Genomic DNA, 16,539 nt, shown 5'->3' on the forward strand with positions numbered 1-16,539 from the left:
GCCCACCGCATGAGCGGGCTGCGAAAATCAGCACCGGACGCATACCGGGTGCGCTTCCGCCCGCGGTGCAGCAGTGCTATGACGCGCTTGATTTCACAAGCGCTTTCCATTCCTGGCGCGCTGTTCCCAAGAAGGCCCCATCGATCATGGCAAAAATCAAGGTGACCAACCCGGTCGTCGAGCTCGACGGCGACGAGATGACCCGGATCATCTGGCAGTACATCAAGGACAAGCTGATCAACCCCTTCCTTGATATCGACCTGATGTATTTCGACCTGGGGATGGAAAGCCGCGACAAGACCAACGACCAGATCACGATCGATGCGGCCAACGCCATCAAGAAGGTCGGCGTCGGCGTGAAGTGCGCCACCATCACCCCGGACGAGGCCCGGGTGAAGGAGTTCGGCCTCAAGGAGATGTGGAAGTCGCCGAACGGCACCATCCGCAACATCCTCGGCGGCGTCGTGTTCCGCGAGCCGATCATCTGCAAGAACGTGCCGCGCCTCGTTCCCGGCTGGACCAAGCCGATCATCATCGGCCGTCACGCCTATGGCGACCAGTACCGCGCCACCGACTTCAAGTTCCCGGGCAAGGGCGTGCTGACGATGAAGTTCGTCGGCGACGACGGCACCGTGATCGAGAAGGAAGTCTTCAAGGCACCCGGCGCCGGCGTCGCGATGGAGATGTACAACCTCGACGAGTCGATCTACGACTTCGCCCGCGCCTCGCTCAACATGGGCCTCGCCAAGAACTACTCGGTCTACCTGTCGACCAAGAACACCATCCTGAAGGTCTATGACGGCCGCTTCAAGGACATCTTCCAGGAGGTGTACGAGAAGGAGTTCAAGGACAAGTTCGAGGCCAAGAAGATCACCTATGAGCACCGCCTGATCGATGACATGGTCGCCGCGGCGCTGAAGTGGTCGGGCGGCTATGTCTGGGCCTGCAAGAACTATGACGGCGACGTGCAGTCCGACACCGTGGCGCAGGGCTACGGCTCGCTCGGCCTGATGACCTCGGTGCTGATGACCCCGGACGGCCAGACCGTCGAGGCCGAGGCGGCCCACGGCACGGTGACCCGCCATTTCCGCGAGCACCAGAAGGGCAAGGAGACCTCGACCAACTCGATCGCCTCGATCTTCGCCTGGACCCGCGGCCTGTCGCACCGCGCCAAGCTCGACAACAATGCCGAACTGGCGAAGTTCGCCGCCACCCTGGAGAAGGTCTGCGTCGACACCGTCGAGTCCGGCTACATGACCAAGGACCTCGCGCTCCTGGTCGGCGCCGATCAGCGCTGGCTCTCGACCACCGGCTTCCTCGACAAGATCGCCGAGAACCTGACCAAGGCGATGGCGGCGTAAGTTTCCCCACTTTCGCCTTCTGGTTTCGTCACCTATCAACGGGCCGCGCTACAAGCGTGGCCCGTTTCTGTTTCACTCCTGCTGTCGAGGAACCTGATCATGCGCTTGACCTCATCGCTCGCCCTGCTGTTGCTCGGGGCCCAGATCGGCTCCTCCTACGCTGCAGAGACCACGATTCCCGACGCGCTGATCGCCGCCGGCGAAAAGGCCGTGCTGACGCTGCATGCCGAAGGCGCGCAGGTCTACGACTGCAAGACCGACAAGGACGGCAAGCTCGCCTGGACCTTTCGCGAACCGATCGCCAGTCTGTTCGAGGACGGCAAGACTGTCGGTCGGCACTACGCCGGCCCGAGCTGGGAGCACCAGGACGGCTCGATCGTCGGCGGCCGCGTCCAGGGCACCGCCATCGGGGCCACCGACAACGACATCCCCTGGCTGAAGCTCGCCGTCGTCTCCCACCGCGGCAGCAAGGGCGTGCTGTCGGACGTCACCACCGTGCAGCGGATCAACACGTCGGGCGGCAAGCTGGAGGGCGCCTGCGAGACCGCCGGGCAACTCCGCAGCGTGGCCTATTCCGCGGACTACGTGTTCCTGCAGAAGCAGTAAGGCTGCTCACGCCTCGCGATAATCCAGCAGGATCAGCCCGACCAGCACGAAGGCCACCGGCCAGACCCAGGCGGCGGCGCGGCTGATGCGGCCGTCCAGGCGCAGCTCGAGCCAGCGCGCCCAGCCGGCGATGATGCCGCACAGCGCCAGCGGCGTGTGGCTCATCTCGATCAGGAGCTGATCCTTGATGTTGGCGATGGCGTGCGAATGGGTCAGCAGCAGCGCGCCGCCGGCGGCGACCGTCAGCGGAAACACCAGCGCCGCCCGCCCCGCCTGTTGCCCGCGCAGCCGCACCCGCCATTCGAACAGGCCGAACAGGACGATCAGCACCACGAACAGCCGGTGCTGCGCCACTTCGGGATCGCGCAGCGACGCGAAGAAGCCGATCGGGCCGAGCGGCCAGGCCATCTCGTCGGCGCGGAGAAACAGGAACGCCGCCATCACCAGGAACAGCAACGGCCAGTGCCGCGCGAAGCCGCCCCACGCGAAGCGTTCGATCAGCGCCAGCAGGCCGATCAGCACGACGAAGATGCCGGCCCAATGGTGGTTGTATTCCGACCAGGCGATGTCGGCGGCGCTGCGCGGCAGGATCACGCCCTCGCCCGGCACGTAGGCTTGCGGCGCCGTCACGCGCTGCGCGTCGGCGGCGTCGATCCTCGCCTGCAACTGCGAGATCGTGAGCTGGTCGACCGAGGGGCTGGTCAGCCGCGGCCGTTGCGGCGCGGCGCGCTCGACGATCTCGGCCCAGTTCAGGCGGTCCTGGCTGAGGTCGATGCCCGGCGGCAGCGACGTCAGCGAGCCCGCCGTCAGGAGCACCGTCAACCCGATGCCGAGCTCGACCTCGACGAAGCGCTTCATCCGCAGCAGCGGCGCTGCGGGATCACGGCGGCGCAGGCGCTCCACAGCCAGGAAATTGCCCGCCCCGAGCGCGAGCAGCATCAGCAGCATCGCGACCTTGGCCGAGGTCATCACACCATAGGCCGTACCGTAGATCGCCGCGAACGAGCCGAGATAGGCGATCGCCATCACGATGCCGCCGAGCACGATCGCCGCCACCGAGACCATCGACATCAACGAGTAGCGCCGTCCGATTCTGCGCTGATCGTCATCCGCCTTGCAGCCGTTCAGCGCCATCATGAAATACGGCAGGCCGCCGATCCAGACGCCGGCGCCGAGCATGTGAAGGAAGTCGGCGGCGAGCAGCGGCCAGCGCACCTCGAGCCGGCTCGCCGCGTGCGTCAGGTTGAGCTGCAGCAGCAGCGCTGAGACGGCCAGCACGGTCAGCGTCAGGACGCGCCAGGCGGCCCAGCTGCCGGTCCGGGCGAGCACGGCGATGCCGAGCGCGCACGCGGCAACAGCCAGGCCGGAGCGTGCGAAATCCGCGCTCGCCGCCGCGCCGAGCGACAGATCGAGCGTCCCGATCAGCGCGCCCATGTTGACTGCGAGCGAAGCCAGCACGACCGCGAACCAGCCGAATGCGCTTCGGCGCAGGAAGCGCTGGCCGCGCTTCCCGACCACGATCGCGTCAGCGGACAGCCTTTGCCGTAGCGGGCGCAGCAGCAACAGCAGAAATGCCAAGCCGCCGATGGTGAAGGACTGTGCCAGCAGGGTCAGGCCGCGCAGCACCACCGAGAGATAGCCGAAGATGTCGAGCAACAGCGACACGGCTAGCGCACGTTGAAAGGAATGTCGCCGCGGGTGATGTGGCCATCGACGCTGAGCACCTGCCATTGCAGGTGCCAGGCGCCGGGGCTGAGCGCCTTGGCCTCGGCGTCGATCTCGTCGGCCGGCGCATCGACTGCCGGAGAAAGCGCCTGCTCGGCACCGTCGGGCGCGCGCAGCTTCAGCCGCGAGCGGGCGTGATCGATGCGGCTGTTGAAGCGCAGCCGGATCATTGTCGTCTGCGTCTCGATGGTGCCACCCGCCGCGGGCTGCGACGAGACGATGATGGCGTGGGCCGAGGCGGCGCCGGGAACGCCCAGAAGCAGCGCGGCAAGGGTCGGCAGGTGGCGGAAGCGGATGACGGACGGCATGGGACGCGCGGGCGGCGGAGGCTGCGGCAGGAACGTTCGGGCTGGATCGGGGCGAACAAAACTCGACCGTTCTAATCTAAGCGACCTTCCTGTTCCCCACGTAGCCACAAACGCGTGACCGGGGCCGGCCGGCCCCTCCGGCAGCGGCACGTGGCCCCGGCCCTGCCCGCAGGGCATCCCGGAACAGCGAAATTTAGGGTCGAATCATCAAGCACTTCGCTGTATGCCTCGCCGCATCATTGCCGTCCGTCGGTTGTCGGGACCCTTCCGCCCGCGGACCAACATTGCCTGATCCCGAGGAACGCCTAAGGAAACCGTCATGCCCGCCTATCGCTCCCGCACCTCCACCCATGGCCGCAACATGGCCGGCGCCCGCGGCCTGTGGCGCGCCACCGGCATGACCAACGAGGATTTCGGCAAGCCGATCATTGCCGTCGTCAACTCCTTCACCCAGTTCGTGCCCGGCCATGTTCACCTCAAGGACCTCGGCCAGCTGGTCGCCCGCGAGATCGAGAAGGCCGGCGGCGTCGCCAAGGAGTTCAACACGATCGCCGTCGACGACGGCATCGCGATGGGCCATGACGGCATGCTCTACAGCCTGCCGTCGCGCGAGCTGATCGCCGACAGCGTCGAATACATGGTCAACGCGCACTGCGCCGACGCCATGGTCTGCATCTCCAACTGCGACAAGATCACGCCCGGCATGCTGATGGCCGCGATGCGCCTCAACATCCCCGCGGTGTTCGTCTCCGGCGGCCCGATGGAGGCCGGCAAGGTCAACATCGAGGGCAAGCTGCGCAAGGTCGACCTGATCGACGCGATGATCGTGGCCGCCGACGACAAGGTGTCGGATGCCGATGTCGAGGTGATGGAGCGCTCGGCCTGCCCGACCTGCGGCTCCTGCTCGGGCATGTTCACGGCGAACTCGATGAACTGCCTGACCGAGGCGCTCGGCCTGTCGCTGCCCGGCAACGGCTCGGTGCTGGCGACCCATGCCGACCGCCGCGGCCTGTTCGTCGAGGCCGGTCATCTCGTCGTCGACCTCGCCCGCCGCTATTACGAGCAGGACGATGCGTCCGTGCTCCCCCGCAACATCGCCAACTTCAAGGCGTTCGAGAACGCGATGAGCATGGACATCGCGATGGGCGGCTCGACCAACACCGTGCTGCATCTGCTCGCCGCCGCCCATGAGGGCGAGATCCCGTTCACCATGACCGACATCGATCGCCTCTCGCGCAAGGTCCCCTGCCTGTGCAAGGTCGCGCCGGCCGTGGCCGACGTGCACATGGAGGACGTGCATCGCGCCGGCGGCGTGATGGGCATCCTCGGCGAGCTCGGCCGCGCCGGCCTGCTGCACACCGAATTGCCGAGCGTGCATTCGGCCTCGCTGGCATCAGCGCTGGAGCGCTGGGACATCCGCCAAACGTCGAGCGAGAGCGTGAAGAACTTCTACATGGCCGCCCCCGGCGGCGTGCCGACGCAGGTGGCGTTCAGCCAGGACCGCCGCTATCAGGAGCTCGATCTCGATCGCGAGAAGGGCTGCATCCGCGACCTCGCGCATGCCTATTCCAAGGATGGCGGCCTCGCGGTGCTGACCGGCAACATCGCGCGCGACGGCTGCATCGTGAAGACCGCGGGCGTCGATGCCTCGATCCTGAAGTTCTCGGGTCCTGCGCGCGTGATGGAGAGCCAGGACGCCGCGGTCGAAGCGATCCTGACCAACAAGATCAAGGCCGGCGACGTCGTCGTCATCATCTATGAGGGCCCGCGCGGCGGCCCGGGCATGCAGGAGATGCTGTATCCGACCAGCTATCTGAAGTCGAAGGGCCTCGGCAAGGCCTGTGCCCTGATCACCGACGGCCGCTTCTCCGGCGGCACCTCGGGGCTGTCGATCGGCCACGTCTCGCCGGAAGCCGCCGAGGGCGGCCTGATCGGCCTGGTGCAGGACGGCGACCGCATCGAGATCGACATTCCCAGCCGCACCATTCATCTCGCAGTGTCCGACGAGGAGCTCGCCAACCGCCGCGCCGCGATGGAGGCGAAGGGCGATCAAGCCTGGAAGCCAAAGACGCGCGCCCGCAAGGTCTCGACCGCGCTGAAGGCCTACGCCGCGTTCGCGTCGAGCGCCGCCAAGGGCGCGGTGCGGATCGTCAAGGAGTAAGACCGATCTGTTCGGTCGGCAGCACCGGTCCTTTCCGACCGGTTGCTGCGGCCGGCGGCCGCGGCCTCACCATAGACTTCCTCGTCTCGCTCTCGTCCTGCGAACAGCCATGCCGCACTTCGTTGTTGCCCACTGACGACAGCGGGTTCAGGCTCCCTTCATCGACAATGAGCGCGTCAGCCACAATGCACGCGCCAGGCCCTGGGAAGGATCGCCATGCTGAACCGCCGCAGCCTGCTGCTCGCCTCGCTTGCCGCCGGAGTGACGATGACCACGACAGCCGCCCGCGCCAAGCCGGCGCAACCTTCGACCCCGGTCGATTTCGACGTGCCGGCGCAAGCCTGCGACTGCCACACCCATATCCACGGTGATCCGAAACAATTCCCGTTTGCAGCGAACCGCGTCTACACGCCGGAGCCGGCCCTGCCCGAGGAGATGGCGGCGCTGCACAAGGCCCTGCACATCCAGCGCGTGGTGATCGTGACGCCAAGCGTCTACGGCACCGACAACTCCGCGACGCTGTACGGGATGAAGGCGCGCGGCAATGACGCGCGCGGCGTCGCCGTCATCGACGACAAGACCACCGAGGCGCAATTGGATGCCATGCATGCCGAGGGCTTCCGCGGCATCCGCCTCAATCTCGCGACCGGTGGCATCAATGACCCCAATGTCGGCCGCGCCCGCTTCCAGGCCGCGGTCGAGCGGATGAAGGCGCGGGGCTGGCACGTCCAGCTCTACACCAACACGGCGATGATCGCGGCCATCAAGGACCTCGTGATGCAATCGCCCGTGCCGGCCGTGTTCGACCATTTCGGCGGCGCGCAGGCCGATCTCGGCCTCGGGCAGCCGGGCTTTGCCGATCTGGTCGAGCTCGTCCGCAGCGGCAAGGCCTATGTGAAGATCTCCGGCGCCTACCGCGCCTCGACCCGCGGTCCCGACTACACCGATGTGATCCCGTTCGCGAAGGCCCTGATCGAAGCCAACCCGGACCGCATCGTCTGGGGCACCGACTGGCCCCACCCGGATTCGTCGCCGCATCCCGAATTGAAGGTCACGGATATCAGGCCCTTCTATCCCATCGACGACGGCCGCCTGATGAACCAGCTCCCGGTCTGGGCGCCGGACGCCGCGGTCCGCGAGAAGATCCTGGTCGATAATCCGGCGAAGCTGTACGGGTTTTGATGGCGTTGTTAGTCCGTAGGGCGGGTTAGCGCAGCGTAACCCGCCGCACGATGCTACGCCGCCCTGAAGGCCTACGCCGCGTTCGCCTCAAGCGCCGGTGAGGGATTGAGCCTTTAGCCCGCAGGACGGACAAGGCATCTGCCTTCGCTCGACAGAGCGAAGGAAGATGCGTGCCTGCCGTCCTACTATGAGGTCGATTACTACGACCGACGGGCGGTGGGCACGGCGCGTCCGCTGACACTCCGCACCAGCCTTTTACTCAATCTGAAATTGCACTCCACTCGTGACGGTTGATTCAGATCAACGCCCGATCTAGCGCCGTGCCGATACTGCGTCAGAATAGGGCCGCACGTGTCCCGGCGGTCACGCCCGGCCCGCATGGATGGGAGACGATCATGTCACAAGAGCCGCTCCTCGACGAGCCGCGCCTCGCCTACCAGATCATCGTCACTGCGCCGGGCACGAGATCGCAGAACTGGCACGGCGTGCTGTACGATCAGAAAGGCGAGCCCGTGACGATCGCCGCCGGCGCGACGGTCAAGACCGGCGTCGGCGTATTCGTCGGCGTCCCCGAGGACCGTCCTTTCCATCCCTTTGGTGCGATCCACGCCGACACCATCGCCTGGATGAAGACGGCGCAGGGCAACGTCATCATGGACACCGAGCCCTGGGCCTACCGGCTTCATGTCGGCTTGGAAGGCTCCAAGAACGAAGGCTGGCAGGGCGAGTTGCTGCATGGTCGGGGTGTGGTCGGGCCCCAGCCCGGCAAGTTTGAAACGCCGATGGGACCGTTCATCTGGTTGGAACGGACTCACCCCTGGGGCCTCGGCGGCTGGTTCCACGCATCCTGGTCGGCGGCCCAACGACAGGCACCGGCCAAACAAAGCGGCGCGGCCTGAGACGCGCGCGGTCGCGCCTGGGTTTCCATCTGACGGCTCAATCCGCCGGCTCAGAACTTGTATGTGGGCAGGTCGTTCGCGCGCCTCTGCCTAATCTGCGTACTATGGTTGTGGCCCAGCGAGCTTCGGTGTCGTTGTCCGAAGCTCCAATGCTCCCGCTCCGGCTTCGCGGAACGACACCAGCCGGCGCTGCGACTCGTCCCACAGCACCAGCCGGACGCAGCGCAGGCTCTCGGGCAGCGTGATGCGGCCGATCTCGCGCAGCTCGGGATGATCGCGCAGCACCACCGGCAGCCTGTAATAGGGAATCCGGCTCGAGAGATGGTGGACGTGGTGGATGCCGATATTGGCGGTGAGCCAGTGCAGCCATGCCGGCAGGTCGTAATGTGAGCTGCCGTAGAGCGCGGCCTGCTGCTGCGTCCAGCGCTCGCTCCGCTCCCAGACGGTGTGCTCGAACTGATGCTGGACATAGAACAGCCACACCCCGGCCATGGCGGCGAGCAGCATGATCGGGAGATGTACGACCAGGAACGCCTGGATGCCGATCAGCCACATCAGCCCGGCGACGATCAGGGCGATGCCGAAATTGGTCGCCATCGTGCTGACCCAGGGCGACCAGCCGGCGCGCATGAGGCCGAACGGCAGGCGGTGCTGCAGGAAGAACAGGTAGGCGGGTCCGGCGACGAACATGACCAGCGGGTGGCGGTACAGCCGGTAGCGCAGACGGCCCCAGGTCGATCGCGCCTGATATTCCCGCACCGTCAACGTATCGATGTCGCCGATGCCGCGCCGGTCGAGGTTGCCGCTGCTGGCGTGGTGGATCGCGTGGGTGCGCCGCCACCAGTCGTAAGGTGTCAGGGTCAGCACGCCGAGGACGCGGCCGACCCAGTCGTTCGCCTGACGCCCGGCGAAGAAGGTGCCGTGGCCGCAATCGTGCTGGATCATGAACAGGCGCACCAGGAAGGCGCCAGCAGGAATCGCGATGAGCAACGACGCCCAGGCATGGCCGAGCGAGAATGCGAACCAGGCTGCCGCCCACAGCGCCACCAGCGGCACCGCCGTGATCACCAGCTCGGTGACGCTGCGGACGCGGTTTGGCGTGCGATAGCTGCTGAGAATCTGCATCCAGTAGCGGGCGTCGGCCGCCGCGCGGCCCTCGTCGTCGCCGGCGCGCAGCGTGGCGCGGTCCTTGGGCGGCACAGTCGCCATCGCGACTGGCTGATCGAACTGCAATGTCGTCTCCACCTTGTGTTCTTGGCGATCGCGCATGGCGCGACCGCGGCCAAATGGACCCCTACGCAGCGCCGAACGGGCTGCAGGAGTTCGAAATCACGAGCTTTCGTCGGTTTAACCGCCGTCGAAGCCAAATGGTTGCGCCCGGCGATGAACCGCTCTGGACGAGAAAGTCTGGGATGCGGACGCCCGTCAGGAGACGGGTAAAGAGCGCGTGCGGCGGATCAATGGAACTTAACCCGTCGAACGCCTCATTGCTAGGAGAGGACGGGTTACGATCCGTTAATCCGCCCGATGAAATGCCGCTTCGATTGTGCACCGCGTTCCCTTCACCCCGTCCCGCGCGAGGCATCCTGCGCCACGGCCCCCTCGCGACGCGAGGTGGAGAAAATGTCCCAGATTGCGATGAACATTGCCGCGATCACGGGCCCGATGACGAACCCGTTGAGGCCGAATGCCTCGATCCCGCCCAATGTCGAAATCAGCACCACATAGTCGGGCATCTTGGTGTCCTGTCCGACCAGGATCGGACGCAGGACATTGTCGACGAGGCCGATGACGAGGGCGCCATAGGCGATCAGGACCACGCCCTGCCAGATCGATCCGGTGGCCAGGAGATAGAGCGCGACCGGAAACCAGACGAGGCCCGCTCCCACTGCCGGAAGCAGGGACAGGAAGGCCATCACGACCGCCCACAGCAGGGGCGCGTTGATGCCGAGAAACCAGAACATCAGGCCGCCCAGCGCGCCTTGCGCCAGAGCGACGAGCAGACTGCCCTTCACCGTCGCGCGGATGACCACCGTGAATTTGCGCAGCAGCGCATCGCGTTGCTCCGGGCGCAGGGGAATGGCGCTCTTGATGCGCTCCGATAGCGTCTCTTCGTCACGCAGCAGGAAGAACAGCAGATAGACCATGATGAACAGATTGACGAAGACCTCGAACGTCCCCTGTCCGATCACGAGCGCCTGGCTCGCAATGACCTCGCTGCCCTTCAGCAGGCCGGCCGACAGCTTGTCCTTCATTCCGGCGAGGCTGCCGAGCCCGAATCGGTTGAGCATATCGACCACCCATGTCGGAAGCGCGGCCAGCATCTTCCGAAAGTACTGTCCGATGTCGAGCTGACCGGACTGCATCTGTTTGTAGACTCCGGAGGCCTCCTGCGCCAGCGACGCCCCGATCAGTGACAGCGGAAGGATGACGATCACGACGAAGATCAACACCACGACGGCCGCCGCCAGGCCGTGTCGGCCGTGCATCGATCGCGACAGCCAGCGGTGCAGCGGAACGAAGACGATGACGCCGATGATGCCCCACAGAACCGCGCCGTAGAACGGCAGCAGGATCCACCCGAACATCAGCGATATCGCGACGAGCAAGAGAAGCAGGGCTCGGTCTTCGAGGCTACGCATCTGGCTTTCCTATCGGACCGGGACCGTGAGTTGGACCGTTCCTTCCTCCACGGCGGACGGTTTGCCGCCTGGTCGCGAGATGGTCAACGTTCGAATTCGACTTTGGCCCCCGCCACGACGCGATGTTGCCGGCGAAAACATGCTCCAGAATGCCGAATTTGTCTGCCGCTCCAGCAACAACGCCGATTTCAAGAGCCTGCGCGACAAATAAATCGCTTCTGAAAATCAGCAAACGAGCAGAGTTCTGGACGTCGACGAGCGCGCAAGCGGCTACGGCTCGTCGGAGGTGATCAGCAACGTCGGTTTTGCGCTCGGCAAAGCCGAAACCCTCGCCATCGTCGGCAAGAACGGCATGGGCAAGACCTCGCGGCTCAAGGCCATCGTCGGCTTCCTGCCGGCCTGGCGCGGCCGAGTGAAACTTGCAGGCAAGGACGTGGCGCGAATAGCGCCGCATCTGAAGCGGAAGATGGGGCTGGTCTATGTTCCCCAGGAACATGCGCTGTTCCAGGACCTGTCGGTCCGCGACAATCTCAGACTTGGCGTGCTCACGGACGGTGACATGAGCGCGCGTTTCGAGCAGGTCGGCGGCTGGTCTCCGGTGCTGACCAAGCGGCTGAGCCAGCGGGCTGGCACGCTGTCCGGCGGCGAGCAGAAGATGCTGATCGTTGCCCGCGCGCTGATGGCGAAGCCCGACGTGCTGCTGCTCGACGAGGTCACGGAAGGTCTGCAGCCGTCCGTCGTCGACCGACTGTCCGAGGTGCTGGTGCGCGTCCGACGCGAGATCGGCACCTCCATGATCGTGGTCGAGCAGCATCTTCCATTCGCGCTGTCGATCAGCGACAGATACCTCGTGTTCAAGCGCGGCGAGATCGTCGATGCCGCCGCGGTCGATCGTGACTCCGCCGCGCGCATAGACGAGCACATGCGCGTCTAGCGGACCCGTCGCCGCGAGAACAGCGAGATCAGGACCGGCAGCGTGATGAGGATGACCACCGGCGCCAGCATCATGCCGGTGACCACGACGATCGCGAGCGGCTTCTGCACCTGCGAGCCGATGCCGGTCGACACCGCGGCCGGCATCAGCCCGATGCCGGCGACGACGCAGGTCATCAGCACCGGACGAAGCTGCAATTCGCCGGTGCGGATGACCGCCTCGATGCGGTCGACGCCCTCGTCGATCAGCTGGTTGAACTGCGAAAGGATGATGATGCCGTCCATCACGGCGATGCCGAACAGAGCGATGAAGCCGATCGCCGCCGACACGCTGAACGGAATGCCGGTCAAAACGAGGCCGACCACGCCGCCGAAGATCGCCATCGGGATCACGCTCATGGCGAGCAAGGTGTCGGCCATCGAGCCGAAATTGAACCACAGGAGCACGCCGATCAGCGCGAGGCTGATCGGCACCACGATCGACAGCCGTTTGATCGCGTCCTGGAGATTGCCGAACTCGCCGACCCACTCGACGCGCGAGCCCGGCGGCAGCTGCACCTGATCGGCGACCTTCTGCTGCGCCTCCTGGATCGCGCTGCCGAGGTCGCGCTCGCGCACCGAGAACTTGATCGGCAGGTAGCGCTCCTGCTGCTCGCGATAGATATAGGCTGCGCCCGAGACCAGCTTGATGGTCGCGACCTCGCTCAGCGGAATCTGGGTGATGCCGTTCGGCCCCTGCGCGCCGATGCGCAAATTCTCGATCGCCTCCGCGCTCTTGCGATATTCCGGCGCCAGACGAACGATGATCGGGAAATGCCGGTCGGAGCCGGGCTCGTAGAGATCGCCCGCAGTGTCGCCGCCGATCGCCACCTTGATGGTGGCGTTGATGTCACCGGGCGCCAGCCCGTAGCGCGCGGCCTTGGCCCGATCGATGTCGATCTGCACCGTCGGCTGGCCGAGCGAGGTGAACACCGCAAGATCGGTGACGCCCTGCACCGTCGACAGCACCTGCTTGATCTTGTTGGCGGTGTCGGTCAGCGCCTGCAGGTCATTGCCATAGAGCTTGATCGAGTTCTCGCCCTTCACGCCGGAGACGGCTTCGGAGACGTTGTCCTGCAGATACTGCGAGAAGTTGAACTCGACCCCGGGGAAGCGGTCGTCGAGCTGCTTCAACAGTTCCGCCGTGAGCTGGTCCTTGTCCTTGGTGCCTGGCCAGTCCTTCACGGGCTTCAGGGGTGCGAAGAACTCGGCATTGAAGAAGCCGGCGGCATCGGTGCCGTCATCGGGACGGCCATGCTGCGAGACGACGGCCTCGACCTCGGGACGCGCGCGGATCATCTTGCGCATCTCGTTGACGTAGGCATTGCCCTCCTGCAGCGAGATCGTCGGCGGCAGAGTCGCGCGGATCCAGAGGTTGCCCTCTTCCAGCTTCGGCAGGAATTCCAGGCCGAGCAGCCGGCCGACCACCGCGGTCAGCAGCACAAGGGCGATCGCGCCGGTCATCACCAGGTTGCGGTTGCCCACCGCCCAGCGCAGCACCGGGGCGTAGATCGCGTGCAAGAACCGCATCAGGCGCGTCTCGGTCTCCTCGACATGCGCAGGCAGGATGATGGCGCTCAGCGCCGGCGTGACCGTGAAAGTCGCGAGCAGGCCACCGGCGAGCGCGTAAGCATAGGTGCGCGCCATCGGCCCGAAGATGTTGCCCTCGACGCCGCTCAAGGTGAACAGCGGCAGGAAGGCGGCGATGATGATCGCGGCGGCGAAGAAGATCGAGCGCGACACGTCGGCGGCCGCCGACAGGATCGCGTGGCTCTTCATGCCCATCATCGTCTCCGGCGAGATGTGACTTTCCTCGGCCTCGGACAGCGGCGTGGTCTGCGTCAATCGTCGGAAGATCGCCTCCACCATGATCACCGTGGCATCGACGATCAGGCCGAAATCGATCGCGCCGACCGACAGCAGGTTGGCGGACTCGCCGCGCAGCACCAGGATGATGACGGCGAAGAACAGCGCGAAGGGAATCGTGGCGCCGACGATCAGCGCGCTTCTGAGATTGCCGAGGAACACCCACTGCAGCAGCACGATCAGGCCGATGCCGACCACCATGTTGTGCAGCACGGTGTGCGTCGTGGTGTCGATCAGGTCCTTGCGGTCGTAGATGCGTTCGATCCGCACGCCCGGCGGCAGGATCGTCGAATTGTTGATCTGGTCGACGAGCTGCTCGACGCGGGCGATGGTCGGCGAGCTCTGCTCGCCGCGGCGCATCAGCACGATGCCCTGGACGATGTCGTCATTGTTGTTCAGGCCGGCGATGCCGAGCCGCGGCTTCTCGGCCACCGTGACGTTGGCGACGTCCTTGACCAGCACCGGATTGCCGCCGCTCTGCGACACCATGGTGTTGGCGAGATCGTCCATCGAGCGGATCAGGCCGACGCCGCGCACCACGGCAGACTGCGTGCCGATCTCGACCGTGTTGCCGCCGACATTGATGTTGGAGTTGCCGACCGCCTGCAACAGCTGCGGCAGGGTCAGGCCGTTGGCGACCAGCTTGTTGAAGTCGACCTGGATCTCATAGGTCTTGGTCTTGCCGCCCCAGCCGGTAACGTCGATGACACCCGGCACGGCGCGGAAGCGCCGCTGCAGCACCCAGTCCTGCAAGGTCTTGAGGTCGAGCACGCTGTAGCCCGGCGGGCCGCGCAAGCGATAGCGATAGATTTCGCCGACCGCGCTGAGCGGCGAGATCTGTGGCGTGACATTGCCCGGCAGCGGCGACAGTTGCGACAGGCGATTCAGCACCTGCTGCAAGGCCTCGTCGTAGGTGTAGTCGAACGAAAACTGCAGCTTGACGTCGGACAGGCCGTACAACGAGATCGTCCGGATGGTGCGCAGGTTCTTGATGCCGGCGACCTGGGTCTCGATCGGGATCGTGATGTAACGCTCGATCTCCTCGGCCGAGAGGCCGGGGCTCTGCGTCACGATGTCGACCATCGGCGGGGTCGGATCGGGATAGGCCTCGATGTTGAGCTGGCGGAATGCGATCAGACCCCCGATCAGGACGGCGACGAACATTCCGACCATCAGGAAGCGCCGCTGAACGGCGATGGCGACAAGACGGTCCATTCAGATCGGCACTTTCAGGAAGGCATGCAGGAGAAGCGCATCTCAGCTGCCCGAGGCTGCGCGATCGATGAACAGGCTGCCCTTGGTGACGATCTGCTCGCCCGCGCTCAGATTGCTTTCGACCGCGACCTGGTCGCCGTTGATCAAACCGGTCTTGATCTTGCGCAGCTCGATCGACTTGTCGGGACGGGCGACCCAGACGCGGACCTGATTGCCTTCGTAGATCAGTGCCTGGCGGGGCACCGCGACCGCGGGCTGTTCGCCCGGCGAATAGATCGTCACATTGGCGAACATCTCGGGCTTCAGCAGGCCATCCTTGTTGTCGATGGTCGCGCGGACGAGCAGCCTGCGGCTCGCCGGGTCGATCGAGGCGGCGACGTAGTTGATGCTGGCCTTGAGCGGTCGGCTGGGCAGCGCCAGCACGTTGACGAGAATCTCCTCGCCGATGTTCACAAGCGCCGCGTCGCTCTCGCGGACGAACGCCGTGAGCCAGACGGTGGAGAGATCGCCGATCACGAAGACCGGGTCGCTCGCGCCGGAGTTGACATATTGTCCGGGGCCGACCTTGCGCTGCACGACCGTACCGGTGATCGGCGAGTAGATCGTGATCTCGCGGTCGATCACGCCCTTGCTCTGAAAATCGGTGATCGCAGCATCCGTGAAGCCGAGGATGCGCAGCTTGTTGCGCGCCGCCTCCAGGGCCGTTTGGGACGACCGCATGTCGTTCTGGGCCTGAACGGAGGTCGCCTCCGCCTGCTGAAAATCCTTCAGCGGGATCGCCCGGCCTTCGAACAGGTCCTTGGCGCGCTTGTACTGGATATCAGCGAGGTCGAGCGCGGACTTCGCCTTGTTCATCGCGGTGATGGCGGCGATGAAATCGTTCTGGGCCTGCACGGTGTCGGCGGCCTCGATCACGAACAGCGGCTGGCCCTGGCGCACCGTCTCACCCGGGCGCGCCAGCAGCTTGGTCACGCGGCCGGCATAGGGCGAGAAAACCGGTGTCGAGCGATCCTCGTCGACGGCAACCTTGCCCTCGGTAATATGCTCGGCACGAAATATCTTCTCACACACCGGCTCGATCGTCAGCGTCGACCATTCCGCTGCCGACGGCGTAAAGGTGGTGCCGTTGCGTTTGGACTGGCTGGAGAGCTCGATATTGTCTTTCGCAGCCGTCTCCGACCGGACTTGCATGTAGCCATAGCCGCCCGCGCCGGCCATCGCCAGGGCAGCAAGGCCGATCAGCAGCCGCTTGGTGCTGAGCATCTGGGGGGATGGGTTCATGTCAGACGCCATGGCTGGTCAGATCGGCTCGCGTGATCGGTCGACGATTCCGGCTCTGGCGGTCTCATCGTCGCGCTAATAGTGCGGAACTGGAGCTTTAAACAACCTAAAAATCGCCCAACCCGCCTCTGTTTTGCTTTAAAAATTTGAAAGTTGAACGACAGCCGTTCAGCTTGCATTCAGTTGGTTTTGGACAATGGCGCTTTTCTTCGCGACGCACCATGACGTCGTCTGAGCATAGGGGATCGCCGGGACGATGTCCCGACTTCACAAGCCAACCTCTGCGGGTACGCGCCTACCCCCGGCTTCGGAGCCATGTTT

At 65.3% G+C, this 16,539-nt stretch carries 12 protein-coding genes; 6 read left to right on the forward strand and 6 right to left on the reverse strand.

Annotated features, from left to right (window positions below; all coding sequences use genetic code 11):
* Nucleotides 1–146: 146 nt before the first annotated feature.
* Together ACQR13_RS09495 and ACQR13_RS09500 are read left to right on the forward strand one after the other, a co-directional pair.
* A complete protein-coding gene (locus ACQR13_RS09495; RefSeq protein ID WP_315714857.1) occupies nt 147–1,361 on the forward strand; it encodes an NADP-dependent isocitrate dehydrogenase in 1,215 nt (404 codons plus the stop codon).
* Nucleotides 1,362–1,460: 99 nt separating this feature from the next.
* Nucleotides 1,461–1,967, forward strand: a complete 507-nt coding sequence (locus tag ACQR13_RS09500; protein WP_315826318.1) for a DUF3455 domain-containing protein — start codon at nt 1,461–1,463, stop codon at nt 1,965–1,967.
* A 6-nt stretch (nt 1,968–1,973) separates the two neighbouring features.
* On the opposite strand, the gene ACQR13_RS09505 is transcribed toward ACQR13_RS09500, so the two are convergent.
* Both ACQR13_RS09505 and ACQR13_RS09510 read right to left on the reverse strand, forming a co-directional pair.
* On the reverse strand, nt 1,974–3,632 hold the full coding sequence (locus ACQR13_RS09505) for a copper resistance D family protein (RefSeq protein ID WP_315826319.1): 1,659 nt from the start codon (nt 3,630–3,632) through the stop codon (nt 1,974–1,976).
* A gap of 2 nt (nt 3,633–3,634) precedes the next feature.
* A complete protein-coding gene (locus ACQR13_RS09510; RefSeq protein ID WP_315826320.1) occupies nt 3,635–4,000 on the reverse strand; it encodes a copper resistance CopC family protein in 366 nt (121 codons plus the stop codon).
* A gap of 319 nt (nt 4,001–4,319) precedes the next feature.
* On the opposite strand from ACQR13_RS09510, the gene ilvD reads away from it, so the two are divergent.
* The 3 genes from ilvD to ACQR13_RS09525 all read left to right on the forward strand — a co-directional run bounded on the left by ilvD (nt 4,320) and on the right by ACQR13_RS09525 (nt 8,242).
* The gene (ilvD, locus tag ACQR13_RS09515; protein ID WP_315826321.1) at nt 4,320–6,161 is read left to right on the forward strand and encodes a dihydroxy-acid dehydratase; all 1,842 of its coding nucleotides are present in this window, start codon (nt 4,320–4,322) and stop codon (nt 6,159–6,161) included.
* 216 nt (nt 6,162–6,377) lie between these two features.
* The gene (locus ACQR13_RS09520) at nt 6,378–7,343 is read left to right on the forward strand and encodes an amidohydrolase family protein (protein WP_315714862.1); all 966 of its coding nucleotides are present in this window, start codon (nt 6,378–6,380) and stop codon (nt 7,341–7,343) included.
* Between the two features lie 395 nt (nt 7,344–7,738).
* Entirely contained in the window at nt 7,739–8,242 is a 504-nt protein-coding gene (locus ACQR13_RS09525; RefSeq protein WP_434862771.1) for a hypothetical protein, read from the forward strand.
* A gap of 102 nt (nt 8,243–8,344) precedes the next feature.
* Here the strand turns inward: ACQR13_RS09525 and ACQR13_RS09530 are convergent, their stop codons facing one another.
* Nucleotides 8,345–9,511, reverse strand: a complete 1,167-nt coding sequence (locus tag ACQR13_RS09530; protein WP_410052324.1) for a fatty acid desaturase — start codon at nt 9,509–9,511, stop codon at nt 8,345–8,347.
* A gap of 293 nt (nt 9,512–9,804) precedes the next feature.
* Nucleotides 9,805–10,884 (reverse strand): AI-2E family transporter, encoded by a 1,080-nt coding sequence (locus ACQR13_RS09535; protein WP_315714864.1) that lies wholly within the window; start codon nt 10,882–10,884, stop codon nt 9,805–9,807.
* A 286-nt stretch (nt 10,885–11,170) separates the two neighbouring features.
* On the opposite strand from ACQR13_RS09535, the gene ACQR13_RS09540 reads away from it, so the two are divergent.
* Nucleotides 11,171–11,818, forward strand: a complete 648-nt coding sequence (locus ACQR13_RS09540) for an ATP-binding cassette domain-containing protein (protein WP_434862772.1) — start codon at nt 11,171–11,173, stop codon at nt 11,816–11,818.
* Here ACQR13_RS09540 and ACQR13_RS09545 read toward each other — a convergent pair.
* Nucleotides 11,815–14,937, reverse strand: coding sequence for an efflux RND transporter permease subunit (locus ACQR13_RS09545; RefSeq protein WP_315749273.1), 3,123 nt, complete (start codon nt 14,935–14,937; stop codon nt 11,815–11,817). The two genes, ACQR13_RS09540 and ACQR13_RS09545, sit on opposite strands and share 4 nt — an antisense overlap.
* 42 nt (nt 14,938–14,979) lie before the next feature.
* Complete coding sequence (locus ACQR13_RS09550) at nt 14,980–16,218, reverse strand: efflux RND transporter periplasmic adaptor subunit (RefSeq protein ID WP_434862773.1); 1,239 nt, start codon at nt 16,216–16,218, stop codon at nt 14,980–14,982.
* Nucleotides 16,219–16,539: the final 321 nt, after the last annotated feature.

The organism is Bradyrhizobium sp. HKCCYLRH3059 (genome assembly GCF_051168035.1).
GTDB lineage: Bacteria > Pseudomonadota > Alphaproteobacteria > Rhizobiales > Xanthobacteraceae > Bradyrhizobium.